Below are 16123 nucleotides of genomic sequence, written 5' to 3' on the forward strand. Positions count from 1 at the left end.
CGATGACGGAACCGGTGCTCGAGCGTCTGCTCGCCGACGAGATACAGACGGCGCGGCTGGGCGAGGATCTGGCGCTGGCACTGCGCGTGGGCGACGTGCTGGCGCTCAAGGGCGATCTCGGCGCCGGCAAGTCAACGCTGGCGCGGGCGCTGATCCGGACGTTGGCGGACGATGCCGGCCTCGACGTGCCGAGCCCGACCTTTACGCTGGTGCAGAGCTACGACACGCGCATTCCGGTCCATCATTTCGACCTCTACCGCCTGTCGTCGGCGCGCGAGCTCGACGAACTCGGTTTCGAGGAAGCCCTGACGCAAGGTGCCGCCCTTCTCGAATGGCCGGAACGGGCCGAAGGCGAACTGCCGAAAACGACCGTCCTGATCGAACTCGTCCAGCATGGCGAAGGCCGCCTGGCGCGTCTGTCGGGGCAAGGGGCGGCTTTCGACCGCGCGGCGCGATCGCTGGCCATGCGCGGTTTCCTGGAAAGCGCCGGCTGGGGCGAAGCCCACCGCCGCCATTTCATCGGCGATGCCTCGGCCCGCTCCTATGAGATCGTGACACTTGCCGGTCGGGAACAGGTGCTGATGAATTCGCCACGGCTGGTGCTCGGCCCGCCGGTGCGTGACGGCAAACCCTATGCGGTGATTGCCCACACCGCCCAGTCGGTCTCCGCTTTCGTCGCCATCGACCGCGCCTTGAAAGCCGGCGGTGTCAGTGTCCCCGAAATCCTTGCAGAGGACCTGGACCAGGGCTTCCTCCTGCTCGAACATCTCGGTACGCAAGGTTTTCTCGGCAAGGAGGGCGAGCCTGTTGCCGCGCGCTACGCAGCGGCGGCCGAACTGCTGGCCATGATGCATGGCAAGAGCTGGCCGCGGCGTCTTGAAGCGGCACCGAACCGCTTCCACGACGTGCCGCCGTTCGACCGTGACGCCATGATGATCGAAGCCGACCTGCTGGTCGACTGGTATGTGCCGGCGATATCGGGCGGCCCGGCCAGCGACGACCTGCGGACGGGTTACACCAGGGAATGGAACGCGCTTTTCGACCGGTTGCAGGGCAGCGAATACACGCTGATGCTGCGCGACTTCCATTCGCCCAACATCATCTGGCGCGGCCACCGCTCCGGCCATGACCGGCTGGGCATCGTCGATTTCCAGGACGCGTTGATCGGACCTTCGGCCTATGACGTCGCCTCGCTCGCCATGGACGCCCGCGTCACCATTTCGCCGGAGATCGAGAAGCAGACGCTCGATGCCTATGTGGCAGCGCGCCGTGCAGCGGGTGTCTTCGACGAAGAGAGTTTCCTGGAGGCCTATGCAATCATGGCCGCGCAGCGCAATTCCAAGATCCTCGGCATTTTCGTGCGCCTCGAAAAGCGGGACGGCAAACCCTATTATCTCAGGCACCTGCCGCGCATCCGCGACTATCTGCGCAGGGCGCTGTCGCATCCCGCGCTCGCCAGCCTGCGGGATTTCTACGACACGCATGGGCTGCTTGAGGAACGAACGCTGTGACAGCAAGACCGGACACCGCCATCGTACTTGCCGCCGGGCTCGGCAAGCGCATGCGGCCGATCACCGACACGATCCCCAAGCCGCTGGTCACGATCGCCGGCAAGACGCTGCTTGACTGGGGCCTCGACAGCCTGGCCGCCGCCGGCGTCGTCAAGGCCGTGGTCAACGTCCATTATTTTCCCGAACAGATCGTCGCCCATGTCGCCGCGCGCCGCGCGCCGCGGATCATCATTTCCGACGAGAGCGAACGGCTGCTCGATTCCGCCGGCGGCATCGTCAAGGCGCTGCCAGAGTTGGGTGGAGAACCCTTCTACCTCCTCAACGCCGACACATTCTGGATCGACCACGGCCCGCTCAATCTCGGCCGCCTCGCCCTTGCATGGGACGCGGCGAAAATGGATATTCTGCTGATGCTGGCGGACCTCCATCAGGCGACAGGACATTGTGGCAGCACCGATTTCCTGGTGGCGCCGGACGGTGCGTTGCGGCGTTCAAAAGGCGATCCGGCAGGCCTGATCTATGCCGGCGCCGCGATCATCCATCCGCGCCTGTTCAAGGACGCGCCGACCGAACCGCATTCGCTCAACGCCTATTTCGACAAGGCCATTGCCGCCGACCGCCTGTACGGCATGCCGATGCAGGGCCATTGGATCACCGTCGGCATACCCGATGCCATCCCGCTTGCCGAAGCAGCGGTCGCCAGCGCGCTAACCGAGCCGCAATGAGCGGCCCAAGCCGCGTTTTCTCGATCCCCCCTGGAGCGCCGTTTCTGCCGACGCTGGCCGAGGCGCTGCTTGCCGGCCGGCTGGTTCCGGGGTTCCGTTTCGATGGCGATCCGCTCGCCTTGGCCGATGTCACCATCTATGTGCCGACGCGCCGCGCCGCGCGGGCTCTGCGTGGGGTCTTCGTCGACAGCTTGAAAGCACGCGGCGGTGGCGGTTCGGCGATCCTGCCGGTCATTCGTCCGCTCGGCGAGTTCGACGAGGACGAGGCCGCGTTCGACGCCGAGCCGTCGGCGGCAATCGATCTTGCGCCACCGATCGCCGCGACCGAGCGCCTGTTGCTGCTGACGCCGCTGGTGCGGGCATGGAAACGCAGGCTGCCCGCTCACGTCGCCGCCCTCTTCGCCGAGGAAATCGTCATCCCGGCCTCGACCGCCGATGCGATCTGGCTGGCGCGCGATCTCGCTGCATTGATGGACGAGATCGAGACGGAAGGCACCGACTGGAGCAAGCTCGCCGACCTGGTGACCGGCAACCTTGCCGGATGGTGGCAGGTGACGCTCGAATTTCTCGGCATCGTCACCGATGCCTGGCCGAGGTTTCTTAGAGAGAGCGACCGCTCCAATCCGGCCGCGCACCGCAGCGCGCTGATCCGCACCGAGGCGGCGCGGCTGCGGCGCAATCCGCCGGTCGGGCCGGTCATCGCCGCTGGGTCCACCGGCTCGATACCTGCCACGGCCGAATTGCTTGCCGCGATTGCTGGCTTGCCGGGCGGCGCCATCGTGCTGCCCGGGCTCGACCGGACGCTGGACGAAGCGTCCTTCCAGGCGCTTGTCGCCCCTGGCGCGCGCCCGGCCGTGCTTGGCCATCCGCAATATGGCCTGGCCAGGCTGATCGGCAAGATCGGCGTGCTGCGCTCGGATGTCGAGGAGATCGGCACGGCCGAGCCGCAGCTTGCGCTTCGCGCCGCCCTCGTCGGCGAGGCACTGCGGCCGGCCGAGACCACCGAATTGTGGGCCGAGACCCGCAACGGGTTTTCGGCAGCCGATATTGCCGGCGCCTTTGCCGACGTGACGCTGCTCGAAGCGGCCAGCGAACGCGACGAAGCTATCGCCATCGCCGTCGCGCTCAAGCAGGCGGTCGAGGTACCGGGCCAAAGGGCGGCTCTCGTCACCGGCGACCGTGCGCTGGCGCGGCGCGTCTCGGTCGAGCTCAAACGCTTCGGCGTCGTCGCCGACGATTCCGGCGGCACCCCGCTTGCCAACACGCCCGCGGCCAGCCTGCTCCGGCTGATGCTCGAGGCAGTGTTCCGGCCTGGCGACCCGGTCGGCCTGCTGTCGCTGCTCAAGCACCCGCTGCTCGGCCTCGGGCTCGAACGCGCCAATGTGCGGCATGCGGCGGAACTGGTCGAACTGGTGGCACTGCGCGGCGGCACCGGCCGCCCCGACATTGCCTCGCTGCCGGAGCTGTTCGAGGCCCGCCTCACGGGACTCGGCGATGATAGCCGCCCGCCCTTCTGGTTTGCCCGTCTCACCGTCCGCTCCATCGAGAATGCGCGAACCCTCCTCGCACGGCTGGCAGAAGCGCTGGCACCGCTTTCGGTGTTTCGTGGTCAGCCGGATGCCGATCTTGCCGCGCTGGTCCGGGCGAGCGTCGAGACTCTGGAAAATCTCGGCCGCACCGCCGATGGCGGCCTTGGTGACCTCTACGCCGGCGATGCCGGCGACAAGCTCGCTGAACTGCTGCGCGGGCTTGTGTCGGCGTCGGCATCGCTGGCCTTTGCCGCCAGCGAATGGCCCGATGTCATGGACGCGCTGATCGCGCCCGAGACGGTCAAGCCGGCGCAGGGTACCGACAGGAACATCGCCATCTGGGGCGCGCTGGAGGCGCGGCTGCAGGATATCGACACGATGGTCATCGGCGGCCTCAACGAAGGCGTTTGGCCCCGCAAACCCGAGAGCGACCGCTTCATGTCGCGGCTGATGAAAACCGGCATCGATCTCGAACCGCCGGAACGGCGCATCGGCCTCGCCGCGCATGATTTCCAGATGGCCATGGGCGCTAAGAAAGTGGTGCTGGCGCGCTCGGCCCGCGCCGGCGACGCGCCCGCCGTGCCATCGCGCTGGCTGCAGCGGCTGCTGACCTTCATCGGCAACGAGCACGCAGCAGCACTGCGCCGGCGTGGCGACGAATTGCTCGCCTGGGCGCGCGCGCTCGATACCGGCCCGAAGCTGGATTTCGCGCCGCGACCACAGCCGAAGCCGCCGCTGCCGGTGCGCCCAAGCCATTTCTCGGTCACCGAGATCGAAACCCTGCGCCGCGATCCTTACGCCGTCTATGCAAGGCGGATCCTCGGCCTGATGCCGCTCGATCCGCTCATCCGCGATCCCGGTGCGGCCGAGCGCGGCACACTGTTCCACGCCATCCTGCATCTCTTCTCGTCGCGCGTGGCCGATCCGCGCGCGTCCGACGCGCTCGCCAGCCTCATCGCCGCCGGCCGCGCGTGCTTTGCCGAGGCAGCGCTTCCAGCCGATGTCGAGGCGGTGTGGTGGCCGCGCTTCGAGAAGCTCGCCGCCAACATCATCGAGTGGGAGCGCACGCGCGCCGATGCGGTGGTCCGGCGTCATGCCGAGGAGCGAGCCGGCAAGACCGTCGTCGGCCAGTCCGGCGTGACGCTGTCCGGCTACGCCGACCGTGTCGATCTGCTGGCCGGCGGCATGGCCGACATACTGGATTACAAGACCGGCTCCTCACCATCCAAGGCGCAGGCGCACACGCTGCTGGCCCCGCAACTGGCGCTGGAGGGCGCACTGCTCAAGCGCGGCGCCTTCAAGGATTTGGGCGCGCGCGAGCCCTCGCAGCTGGCCTTCGTGCGGCTGAAGCCGAATGGCGAGGTGTTCGAGGAGTCCATCCTCGAGCACAACCGCCAGCCGCGGACCGCGACCGATCTCGCCGAAGAGGCCTGGGCGCGGCTGGAGAAGCTGCTGATCCATTATGCCAAGCCGGAGACCGGCTATCTATCGCGCGCGCTGCCGTTTCGCGAAGGCGAGACGGATGGCGACTACGACCATCTCGCCCGCGTGCTCGAATGGTCGGCCGGCGGCGATGCCGGTGACGAGGGAGGGGAGGCATGAAGAAGGCCTATCCCGTCCCGAGCGACACCGCTTCAAGCCAATCCCGCGCCGCCGATCCCGGTAATTCCGCCTGGGTGTCGGCCAATGCCGGCTCGGGCAAGACCCATGTTCTGGCCCAGCGCGTCATACGGCTGCTGCTCAACGGCACCGACCCGTCGAAGATCCTGTGCCTGACCTATACGCGCGCAGCCGCCGCCAACATGTCGAACCGGGTCTTTTCCACGCTGTCGGACTGGACGGCGCTCGGCGACGCCGAACTGGCCGTGAAGATCGAGGCGCTGGAGGGGCGCCGGCCCGACCGCGACACCATGCGCCGCGCGCGCCGCCTGTTCGCCGAAGCGCTGGAGACGCCCGGCGGACTGAAGATCCAGACCATCCACGCTTTCTGCGAATCCGTGCTCCACCAGTTTCCACTGGAAGCCAACATCCCGGCCCATTTCGAAATGCTCGACAGCCAGATGGAGGCATCGCTCTTCGCCACCGCGCGCCGCGAGATGATTTCGGCCGCCGGCGACAGGGACCTGGCCAACGCCTTCGCCACCGTGCTGGAACGTGGCGGTGAAGCCGGCCTAGATGCCCTGCTCGGCGAGATCGTGCGCAAGCGGGACGGGCTGCGGCTTTTCCTCGATGCGGTCGGGCTTGACGGCTTCCAGCCCTTGTTCGATGAATTCCATTTCCGCCCCGGCCAGACCGCCGAGGGCATAGCGGCCTCGGTGTGGCCGCTGCCGGGCTTCCTGCCCGACTATTTTGCCGGCTTTGTCCAGGCCGCCGAATCCACCGACGCCCGATCGGTGCTGAACAACATCCTTCCCTATGCACGCCAAGCCTTCGCGGAGGGCGATCCCGTTCGCAGGCTGCAATTGCTTGCCAGAGCCTTCCTCAAGACCGATGGCGCCCCCTACGATCCGGCAAATGCCTTCAAGAAAGCGCTGACCGACCGATTGCCGGACCTGGCCGAGCGCTATCGCTCGGCATCGGGCGCCATTATCGAAACCGTCGACCGGCTGGCGCTGTTCCGGATGCTGGAAGGCACGCGCGCGGCACTCACCATCGCCGATTGGCTGATCGCCCGCTATGAAGTGCTGAAGCGTGGGCGCGGCTTTCTCGACTTCAACGACCTGATCACCCGGACGGTCAACCTGTTGGCACGGCCCGATGCAGGCCCCTGGGTGCAGTACAAGCTCGATCAGGGCATCGACCACATCCTGCTCGACGAGGCGCAGGACACCAGTCCGGATCAGTGGGAGGTGGTGAAGCGGCTGGCCGAGGAATTCTTTGCCGGCTTCGGCGCACGCGACAGAATCCACCGCACGGTCTTTGCCGTCGGCGACGAGAAACAGTCGATCTATTCCTTCCAGGGGGCGGCGCCCGACTCCTTCGCCGATAGCCGGTTGTTGTTCGCCGGCCGCGTGCGCGATGCGGAGGCGTCGTTCGCCGACCTCAAGCTGACCTGGTCGTTCCGTTCGACCGATGACGTGCTGGCCGCCGTCGACCGCGTCTTTGCCGATCCTGTCGTTCGGCGCGGCATCAGCCACGATCCCGATCCGCTGAACCACAAGGCCATCCGCACCGATGCGCCGGGCTATGTCGAGGTGTGGCCGTCGATCGGCGCCGATATCGTCGACGAGCCCGACGACTGGACGCAGGCCATCGACCATGCCCATGCGCCGGCGGTACGCGTTGCCGAGAATGTCGCGGCCACCATTGCCGGCTGGATCGGCAGCGGCGAGATCATCGAAGGCCGCGGCAAGCGGCTGCGGCCGGGCGACGTGCTGGTGCTGGTGCGCAAGCGCGACAGTTTCGTCCACGCACTGACGCGAGCGCTCAAACGCCGCGACATTCCGGTTGCTGGCGCCGACCGGCTGAGCCTGCCCGGACATATCGCGGTCAAGGACCTGATCGCGCTCGGCCATCTCCTGATCCAGCCGCAGGACGATTTGTCGCTGGCCGCAATCCTGCGCAGTCCGATCTTCGACCTGCCGGAGGAGGCGCTTTTCACGCTCGCCGCGAAGAGGCCGCCCGGCCTGTCGCTGGCGGCGTCGCTGCGCCAGCAAGCCGAACAAAGCGAGCCCTTGGCAGCGGTCGTCGCCCAACTCGATGGCTGGGCCAGCGAAGCCGCCTTCAAGCCGGTGTTCGAGTTCTATGCCGGCCTGCTGGCACGCGATGGCGTGCGCCGGAAGATGATCGCCCGGCTCGGGCCGGAAGCCGGCGATATTCTCGATGAATTCCTGAGTTTCTGCCTTGCCGAGGAGCGGACCGGCCTGCCTGGGCTGGAAGCCTTCCTGTCGACGCTGGAAAATGCCGGCCCCGAGATCAAGCGTGAGATGGACCAGACCCGCGACGAGGTCCGCGTCATGACCGTGCACGCCGCCAAGGGTCTGGAAGCACCCGTTGTGTTCCTGGTCGATGGCGGCTCCGCCCCGTTCAGCGACCAGCATTTGCCACGCCTGATGCCTTTCGACGGCTCCGGCATGCACTGGAACGGCAAGGGTTATCTCTGGCGTTCGGCCAGCGATGTCGCCAACGGCTTTTCGAAAACGGCTGCGGCGCGAGCAAGGGAACTCGCCGACGACGAGTATCGCCGGCTGCTCTATGTCGGCATGACCCGCGCCGAGGACCGGCTGATCGTCTGTGGCTATCACGGCAAGCGGGCACCGAATGCCGGCACCTGGCATTCGATCGTCAGCCGCGCGCTGATCGGCGCGCCCGAGAGCGAACAGCGCGCGCATACCGCCACCGGCGAGCCGGTGCATCGTTTTCATGTCACCAATCTGCCACCGGTCGCGCCGAGCTCCGGTGAGCAGGCGCGGCAGGCCGATGCTTTCGGCCCGTCGCCGGCGACCTTGTTCCGGCCCTTGCCGCCCTTCGAGGACCTGCCGCGCCCGCTGTCGCCATCCGGCGCGTCGGCGCTGATCGATGAAGGCAAGGAGGCGGTGGTCGACAAGGCTTCACCGGTGCTGGACGCCGATGCGGAGCCCGGCTTTGCCGTGCTGCGCGGGCTCACGCTGCACAAGCTGCTCCAGATGTTGCCTGGCATGGCCGAGGATGCACGTGAGGGCGCGGCCGAGCGCTACCTGGCGCGCGTCGGGGCAGGCTGGCCGCCGTCAGAGCAGCAAAAAGCCTTGGCATCGGTCATTGCCATACTTGCCGACCCTCGCCTCGGCCAGTTGTTCGCGCCATCCTCCCGTGCCGAGGTCGCAATCATGGGCAGCCTGGAGGTAAGGGGGAAAAAGCGCTCCATTTCGGGCAAGATCGACCGTTTGGCGGTCACCGCGGACACGGTCTCGATCGTCGACTACAAGACCAACCGGCCCGCACCCGCCTCTCTCGCCGAAGTCCCGCCGGCCTATGTGCTGCAGCTTGCGCTCTATCGCGCCCTGCTGCAGCCGCTTTATCCCGGGCGGGAGGTCAAGGCGGCTCTGCTGTTTACCGAGGCGCCAAGGCTGATCGAACTGCCGGCCCGGGCCATGGATGACGCCCTTGCCCGACTCACGGGAGCGTGACACAAGACCTGCTTGAAGAAGGGCGCGACAACCACCACATTTGGGTGCGACAAAGAACTCTCGAAAGGATTTTTCCGCATGGGTGCCACCGTCAAGGTCGACAAGAACAATTTCCAGGCCGATGTGCTCAACGCCAAGGAGCCGGTCGTGGTCGATTTCTGGGCGGAATGGTGCGGCCCGTGCAAGATGATCGCGCCGGCGCTCGAAGACATCGCCACTGAACTCGGGGCGAAAGTGAAGGTCGCCAAGCTGAACATTGACGAGAATCCCGAGCTTGCCGCGCAATTCGGCGTGCGCTCGATCCCGACACTGATGATCTTCAAGGGCGGCGAAGTGGCTGACATGAAGGTCGGTGCCGCGCCCAAGACCGCGCTGTCGCACTGGATCAACGGCAATCTCGCCTGAGTTTCCTAAAAATCGGATTGATAAGCCCGGCCTCGCGCCGGGCTTTTTGTTGGCGTCATCGGTGAACTGCTCTGGCCCTCACACAAGGGCTTTCCATGTCTTCTGTTGTAAGCAGAAGCAGGGAGAGAAAAATGACCGGATCCGCCAAGGCCACCGTCTTCATCGACAATGAGCGCGTCATCGTCACCGAATACCGCTTCCAGCCGGGCGACAATACCGGTTGGCACCGCCATGGCCACGACTATGTCGTCGTGCCGCTGATGGACGGCAAGGTGAAACTATTGACCAAGGACGGCGAATCCTTCGCCGAGATGAAGAAGGGCGCGCCCTATTTCCGCAAGGAGGGTGTCGAGCACGACGTCATCAACGCCAATGAGGGCGAATACGCCTTTATCGAGATCGAGCTGAAGTAACCGGCGTCTCGACGGATTGGTGTATATATCTTTCAAACGGGAGTTTGAAATGGCTGAACCACAACTGTCAGTGCGCAGTGCAAAAGCACGCGATCTGGCTCATCGCCTTGCTCGCCGGGAGAACCGCTCGATAGCCGATGTGGTCGAACGCGCGCTTGAATCCTACGAGATACGGGAAGCGGGCCGAGAACCCGCGTCCGCCTTCTATGCTCGTCTGACTGCAAGCAGCGGCGCCGACATTGATCTGGAGGAAGTCATCCGCGAAGGCCGCCAGGTTCATACAGGGCCCGAGCTTTGGTTTTCCTCGATATTGACGTGATTTCGGAGGCACCAGACGAAGCCGTACTGGCTTGGCTTGTCCGCCATGATGCGGAACTGGCCCTTCCCACGGTGACGATTGCCGAAATCGCGTTCGGCATCCAAAAAATACGACCTGATGAGCGTGCCGATCGGTTGGAGCATGGCCTTTCTCAATGGCGCCATCGATTTGCGGATCGCATTTTTGGACTGACCGAGGAGGCTGCCTTGGCTTATGGCGAGATCATGGAAACGGCCAGGAGGAAAGGCCGCGGCATGTCGGCTCCCGACGGAATGATTGCAGCAATCGCGCGCGTAAACGGTGGTCGGTTGGCAACGCGCAATCTCAACGACTTCGGTGCCACGAGCCTTGATTTGATCTCACCGTGGGATTTCTGAGCGGCCTGCCGCCAAGCGTGCCGAACCGTGAGAGGCGCCACCTCAGGTCGGCGGCGTGCCGTTTTCGGCCAGCACCGCACCGGCGAGGTAAAGCGAGCCGCCGATCAGGATGCGCGGCGGCGGGCCGTCCCAGGTGTCGCGCAGCAGCATCAGCGCGCTGGCGACGGAACTGACCGGCTCTGCCGACAACCCGGCTTCCGTGGCGCGGATCGCCAGTTCGTCGTTCGGCACGCCGGCGTCGCTCATGCTCACCGGCACGGTGTAGACATGCCGGACCAGGCCTTTGAAGGCGCGGAAATAGCCGCTCTGGTCCTTGGTGTTGATCATGCCCGAGATGAGGAAGAGCGAGCGCGGGTTCTTTTCTTCCTGCTCGGCCAAGGCTTCGGCGACGACCACGCCGGCGCCCGGATTGTGGCCGCCGTCGAGCCAGATGTCGGCGCCCTTGGGCGCTAGCTCGGTCAGGCGACCCTGCACAAGTTTCTGCATGCGGCCGGGCCAGGCTACATTGGTCATCGCCTTCTCGGCGGCGCGGTGGCCGATCTCGAAGCCGGCGGCCTTGACCGCGGCGATCGCCGCGGCCGCATTGGCGAACTGGTGACGACCTGGCAGCCGCGGCGGCGGCAGGTCCATCAGTCCGTCCTCGTCCTGGTAGACCATGCGGCCGTTTTCCTCGAAGGCCAGGAAATCCTGGCCGTAGACGAAGGTCGGGCATTCCAGCCGCTCGGCGGTTTCGATCAACACCTGCAGCGCCGTTTCGCTTTCCTGCGCACCGATCACCACGGGGCAGCCGCGTTTCATGATGCCGGCCTTTTCAGCCGCGATCAGTTCGACACGGTCGCCGAGATAGGCCTCGTGGTCCATAGACACCGGCATGATCACCGACACGGCCGGCCTGCCGATGACATTGGTGGCATCGAAGCGGCCGCCGAGACCGACCTCGATGATGGCGGCTTCGGCGGGATGCTCCGAAAACAGGATGAAGGTGACGGCGGTGAGGATTTCGAAGACGGTGATTTTCTGGCCTTCATTGGCCTTGGCGACGCGGGCAATGGCCTCGGCGAAGACATCATCGTCGACCAGCCTGCCACCGCCTTCGGCGGCAAGCCGATAGCGCTCGTGCCAACTGACTAGATGCGGCGACGTGTGCACGTGCACAAGGCGTCCGGACGCTTCCAGAAGCGCCCGCGAGAAGGCCGCGCACGAACCCTTGCCGTTGGTGCCGGCGATATGGATGACCGGCGGCAGCAAGTCCTGCGGATTGCCCAGCCGCTCCAAAAGCCGTGTGATGCGGTCGAGCGAAAGGTCGAAGCCTTTCGGGTGAAGCGCCATCAGGGCTTCGATTTCGCGGTCGGCGGCGAGCGTCGTCATGTCAGAATCCCTGCGCATGGCCCGAGAGCCAGAATCGCTCCCGCAATGACCACGGCAATCAAAAGGCTACAGCGCGCCATGGACACGGCGCAATCGTTGTTCGCGGCGGCTGGTGTCGCGTCAGGCCTGCGGCCTGGATTCGCCGGCAACCACGGCTGGCGGCAAGATTTCCGGTTCCAGCGGCTTTTCCGCCTCCGGCATCTTGAGCAGCATCTTGAGCAGGCGGGCGATCGTCTCGCGCAGCTCAAGCCGCGACACCACCATGTCGACCATGCCGTGCTCCATCAGATATTCGGAGCGCTGGAAGCCGTCCGGCAGTTTTTCACGGATGGTCTGTTCGATGACGCGCGGCCCGGCAAAGCCGATCAGCGCGCCGGGCTCGGCGATGTGCACATCGCCCAGCATGGCGTAGGAGGCGGTGACGCCGCCGGTGGTCGGATTGGTCAGCACGACGATATAGGGCAGGCCGGCTTCCTTCAGCCGGTCGACGCCGACCGTTGTGCGCGGCAATTGCATCAGCGACAGGATGCCTTCCTGCATACGGGCGCCGCCCGAAGCAGCGAACAGGATCAGCGGCCGCCTGCGCTGCAGGGCGACCTCGAAAGCGTGCACGATGGCATCGCCCGCCGCCATGCCGAGCGAGCCGCCCATGAAGGCGAAATCCTGCACCGTCACCACCACCGGCAGGCCGTCGATGGTGCCGAGCGCGTTGACGATCGCATCTTCCAGGCCGGTCTTGGCCTTGGCGTCCTTAAGCCGGTCGGTGTAGCGCTTCTCGTCGCGGAACTTCAGCGGATCCTGCACGACCTTCGGGTTCTCGAGCTGCTCGTACTTGCCGTCGTCGAGGAAGTATTTCAGCCGCTCCTTGGCCGAGATCTTCATATGATGGCCGGAGGACGGAATTACGAACTGGTTGGATTCCAGATCCTTGTGGAACACCATCTCGCCGGTCTCGGGATCCTTGATCCAGAGATTCTCGGGCATGTCGGTGCGCCGGCCAAGCATCGAATTGATCTTCGGGCGAACGTAATTGGTGATCCAGTTCATCGCTTCGGCTCCTGTCCTGACGAAGAGTTGTTAATGCATGCCGCCCTTTGGGATATCGGCATGCACAAAACCAGAGGTAGGAGAACTATTCGGCGGCAGCAAGGCGGGCCGAACGCACGCCTTGTGCAAGGCCGCTGACCAGCGTGGCGACGGCCTCGGCCGGATCGGCGGTTTTTTCACCCTTCGGCCCCAGCACATTGGCCACCGCACTGACGATCGCGGTGCCGACGACGACGCCATCGGCATTGGCGCCGATCACGCGCGCCTGCTCGGCGGTCTTGACGCCGAAGCCGACGCAAACCGGCAGGTCGGTATGGCTCTTGATGCGCTTCACCGCTGACGCCACCTTGCCGGTGTCGGCCAGCGCCGAGCCGGTGATGCCGGTCATGGACACATAGTAGACGAAGCCGGACGTGTTCTGCAGCACCTTGGGCAGCCGCTTGTCGTCGGTGGTCGGCGTCGCCAGGCGGATGAAGTTGATGCCCGCCTTCAGCGCCGGAATGCAAAGCTCCTCGTCCATCTCGGGAGGCAGGTCGACGACGATCAGTCCGTCGATGCCGCTGGCCAGCGCGTCTTTCAGGAAACGGTCGACGCCGTAAATGTAGATCGGGTTGTAGTAACCCATCAGCAGGATCGGCGTTTCATTGTCGCCTGCGCGGAACTCCGCCGCCATCTTCAGCGTCTTGACCAGCGTCTGGCCGCCTTTCAGCGCGCGCAGGCCCGCCGCCTGGATCGCCGGGCCGTCGGCCATCGGATCGGAAAAAGGCATGCCGAGCTCGATAATGTCGGAGCCGGCCGCGGGCAGCGCCTTCATGATCGACAGCGAGGTGTCGTAGTCCGGGTCGCCGCCCATGAAATAGGTGACGAGCGCCGGGCGGCCTTCGGTCTTCAGCTTCGCCATGCGGCGGTCGATGCGGGTCGTCATGATCAGATCTCCATGCCCAGCATCGAGGCCACCGTGTGCACGTCCTTGTCGCCACGGCCCGAAAGGTTGACGATGACGATCTGGTCCTTGTCCATGGCGGGAACGATCTTCACCGCATGCGCGATGGCGTGCGCGGATTCCAGCGCCGGAATGATGCCTTCGACGCGCGTGGTCAACTTGAAGGCTTCCAGCGCCTCGTCATCGAGGATCGGCACATATTCGACGCGGCCGGAGTCGCGCAGCCAGGAATGCTCAGGGCCGACACCGGGATAATCGAGACCGGCCGAGATCGAATGGCCGTCCATGATCTGGCCGTCGGCATTCTGCAGGAGATAGGTGCGGTTGCCGTGCAGCACGCCGGGCGAGCCGGCATTCATCGAGGCGCAATGCTCGATGCCGTCGAGACCGCGCCCGCCGGCCTCGATGCCGATGATGCGCACATCCTTGTCATCTAGGAAGGGGTGGAACAGGCCGATGGCGTTGGAGCCACCGCCGACAGCGGCTATGATGGTGTCCGGCAGCCGGCCTTCCTGTTCGAGGATTTGCGCGCGCGCTTCCGAACCGATCACCGACTGGAAGTCGCGCACCAGCTCCGGATAGGGATGCGGGCCCGCCGCGGTGCCGATCAGGTAATAGGTGTCCTCGACATTGGTCACCCAGTCGCGCAGGGCTTCGTTCATGGCGTCCTTCAGCGTGCCGTGGCCAGCGGTGACCGGCCGCACTTCGGCGCCAAGCAGCTTCATGCGGAAGACATTGGGGCTTTGGCGGGCGACGTCGGTAGCGCCCATATAGACCACGCAGGGAAAGCCGAAGCGGGCCGCGACGGTGGCGGACGCCACGCCATGCTGGCCGGCACCGGTCTCGGCGATGATGCGCTTCTTGCCCATGCGCTTGGCGAGCAGGATCTGGCCGAGGCAGTTGTTGATCTTGTGCGAGCCGGTGTGGTTCAGGTCCTCACGCTTGAAATAGACTTTGGCGCCGCCCCCGAGCCCCTTCGCCGAGGAAACCTCACGAAGATGTTTCGTCAGCCCCTCAGCGAAATAAAGCTTCGACGGCCGCCCGGCATAGTGGGTCGAAAGATCGGTCAGCTCAGCCCTGAAATCCGGATCGTTCCTGACCTCGTTCCAGTTCTTTTCCAGATCGAGGATCAGAGGCATCAGCGTTTCGGCGACGAAACGGCCGCCGAAAATGCCGAACATGCCCTGCTCGTCGGGTCCGGTGCGGAAGGAATTGGGTGTCGCCGGCTTGTTCATCGCCGATCTCCTGGCTTCTTGACTTGTTGAGCATGTCCTTGTCGGAAAACCGGTTCCACTTTTCCGGAACATGCTCTGGTTTGAGCCGGTCAGGCGGCGCGGTCGTCGCGTGCTGCCCGGACGGCCCGGAAAAACTGTTCGATCAGCCCCGGATCCTTGACACCCGGCGCGCTTTCCACGCCCGAGGAAATGTCTATTCCGGGCGGGTTTGCAAGCCGAAGGGCATCGCCGATATTGGCGGCGTTAAGCCCACCGGAAAGCATGTAATCGACGCCGGCGTCAAGGCCGGCGAGAATGCGCCAGTCGAAGGCCACACCATTGCCGCCCGGCAGCTCGGAGCCCCTAGGCGGCTTGGCGTCGAACAGGAAGCGGTCGGCAACGCCGATGAGCGGCTTGATCCGGTCGAGGTCGGCAGCCTCGCTGAGCGGCAGCGCCTTCATCACGGGCAGGCCATGGCGGGCCTTCAGTTCGGCCACCCGTCCGGGTGTTTCCGAGCCGTGCAACTGCAGCATATCGGGCTGCATCGCCGTGACGATCTCGTCCAGGAAGGCGTCGCTGGCATCGACCGTGACGGCGACCGCCAAAGCCTTGCCGCGCGCCGCTTCGCGCAGGCGACCGGCCTCAGCCGGCTCGACATAGCGAGGGCTTTTAGCGAAGAAAATAAAACCGACATGGCTGGCGCCGCCGGCCAGGGCCGCGGCCATAGCCTGGTCGGTCTTCAAACCGCAGATCTTGATGTCGAGCGCCATGGCGCGGGAATTGGCACGAAAAGCGATAAGAGTCGAGAAAAAGCATGCTGTTTGCCGGCAAGGCCAAAGGCGCTACCTATTGATGGAGGGCACGTTGATGAACAGCATGCCGGGCGGGAGAACGACCATGACCGATACAACCGACCCAACCGTTGCCGAACTGAAGCAGAAGATCGCACAGGCGCGTGACGTCATCGCACATCTCATGGACAAGGCCGCCTTCAACGGCGCCGAAGCACATCGCGCTCTGGAGTATTTCGGCAGCGACGCCTTCGATCGGAACTTTTTGCCCTGGCCGCATCATGGGAATGAGGGGCTGAGGCCGGAGGAACTCAATGCGGCGAATGATGATTGAGGTGCCAGAATAGAGTAAACACGCGAACAAGGCTGACGGGAC

At 65.1% G+C, this 16123-nt stretch carries 14 protein-coding genes; 9 read left to right on the plus strand and 5 right to left on the minus strand.

Features of this window, described 5'->3' with window-relative positions:
- Positions 1–2: 2 nt before the first annotated feature.
- The 8 genes from tsaE (at position 3) to FJ930_RS08905 (ending at position 10384) form a co-directional block, all read left to right on the plus strand.
- A complete protein-coding gene (gene tsaE, locus FJ930_RS08870; protein WP_141836860.1) occupies positions 3–1511 on the plus strand; it encodes a tRNA (adenosine(37)-N6)-threonylcarbamoyltransferase complex ATPase subunit type 1 TsaE in 1509 nt (502 codons plus the stop codon).
- A complete protein-coding gene (locus FJ930_RS08875; protein WP_141836862.1) occupies positions 1508–2236 on the plus strand; it encodes a nucleotidyltransferase family protein in 729 nt (242 codons plus the stop codon). The genes tsaE and FJ930_RS08875 overlap by 4 nt, the downstream gene beginning before the upstream one ends.
- Positions 2233–5367 carry a double-strand break repair protein AddB gene (addB, locus tag FJ930_RS08880; RefSeq protein WP_141836865.1) on the plus strand — a complete coding sequence of 1045 codons (3135 nt, stop codon included), beginning with the start codon at positions 2233–2235 and terminating at the stop codon, positions 5365–5367. The genes FJ930_RS08875 and addB overlap by 4 nt, the downstream gene beginning before the upstream one ends.
- Positions 5364–8870 (plus strand): double-strand break repair helicase AddA, encoded by a 3507-nt coding sequence (gene addA, locus FJ930_RS08885; RefSeq protein WP_141836867.1) that lies wholly within the window; start codon positions 5364–5366, stop codon positions 8868–8870. Before addB ends, addA begins: the two co-directional genes overlap by 4 nt.
- Before the next feature lie 78 nt (positions 8871–8948).
- Positions 8949–9275, plus strand: coding sequence for a thioredoxin (gene trxA / locus FJ930_RS08890; RefSeq protein ID WP_140744311.1), 327 nt, complete (start codon positions 8949–8951; stop codon positions 9273–9275).
- A 131-nt stretch (positions 9276–9406) separates the two neighbouring features.
- Positions 9407–9688: a cupin domain-containing protein gene (locus tag FJ930_RS08895; protein WP_140606681.1), complete on the plus strand. Its 282-nt coding sequence runs from the start codon at positions 9407–9409 to the stop codon at positions 9686–9688.
- Between the two features lie 49 nt (positions 9689–9737).
- Complete coding sequence (locus FJ930_RS08900; RefSeq protein WP_141836869.1) at positions 9738–10007, plus strand: type II toxin-antitoxin system VapB family antitoxin; 270 nt, start codon at positions 9738–9740, stop codon at positions 10005–10007.
- On the plus strand, positions 9983–10384 hold the full coding sequence (locus tag FJ930_RS08905; RefSeq protein ID WP_141836871.1) for a PIN domain-containing protein: 402 nt from the start codon (positions 9983–9985) through the stop codon (positions 10382–10384). The genes FJ930_RS08900 and FJ930_RS08905 overlap by 25 nt, the downstream gene beginning before the upstream one ends.
- Positions 10385–10426: 42 nt before the next feature.
- Here FJ930_RS08905 and FJ930_RS08910 read toward each other — a convergent pair whose 3' ends face one another.
- The 5 genes from FJ930_RS08910 to FJ930_RS08930 all read right to left on the minus strand — a co-directional run bounded on the left by FJ930_RS08910 (position 10427) and on the right by FJ930_RS08930 (position 15726).
- A complete protein-coding gene (locus FJ930_RS08910) occupies positions 10427–11752 on the minus strand; it encodes a folylpolyglutamate synthase/dihydrofolate synthase family protein (RefSeq protein WP_141836873.1) in 1326 nt (441 codons plus the stop codon).
- A gap of 120 nt (positions 11753–11872) precedes the next feature.
- A complete protein-coding gene (gene accD, locus FJ930_RS08915; protein WP_140744307.1) occupies positions 11873–12799 on the minus strand; it encodes an acetyl-CoA carboxylase, carboxyltransferase subunit beta in 927 nt (308 codons plus the stop codon).
- Between the two features lie 85 nt (positions 12800–12884).
- Positions 12885–13724, minus strand: coding sequence for a tryptophan synthase subunit alpha (gene trpA, locus FJ930_RS08920; RefSeq protein WP_141836876.1), 840 nt, complete (start codon positions 13722–13724; stop codon positions 12885–12887).
- 2 nt (positions 13725–13726) lie between these two features.
- Positions 13727–14977, minus strand: coding sequence for a tryptophan synthase subunit beta (gene trpB, locus FJ930_RS08925; protein WP_141836878.1), 1251 nt, complete (start codon positions 14975–14977; stop codon positions 13727–13729).
- A gap of 89 nt (positions 14978–15066) precedes the next feature.
- Positions 15067–15726, minus strand: coding sequence for a phosphoribosylanthranilate isomerase (locus tag FJ930_RS08930; protein WP_141836880.1), 660 nt, complete (start codon positions 15724–15726; stop codon positions 15067–15069).
- On the opposite strand from FJ930_RS08930, the gene FJ930_RS30330 reads away from it, so the two are divergent.
- Positions 15713–16081: a hypothetical protein gene (locus tag FJ930_RS30330; RefSeq protein WP_246676842.1), complete on the plus strand. Its 369-nt coding sequence runs from the start codon at positions 15713–15715 to the stop codon at positions 16079–16081. The genes FJ930_RS08930 and FJ930_RS30330 overlap by 14 nt on opposite strands.
- Positions 16082–16123 lie beyond the last annotated feature (42 nt).

The sequence above is a fragment of the Mesorhizobium sp. B2-4-15 genome (genome assembly GCF_006658505.1).
In the GTDB taxonomy this organism is placed as follows: Bacteria; Pseudomonadota; Alphaproteobacteria; order Rhizobiales; family Rhizobiaceae; genus Mesorhizobium.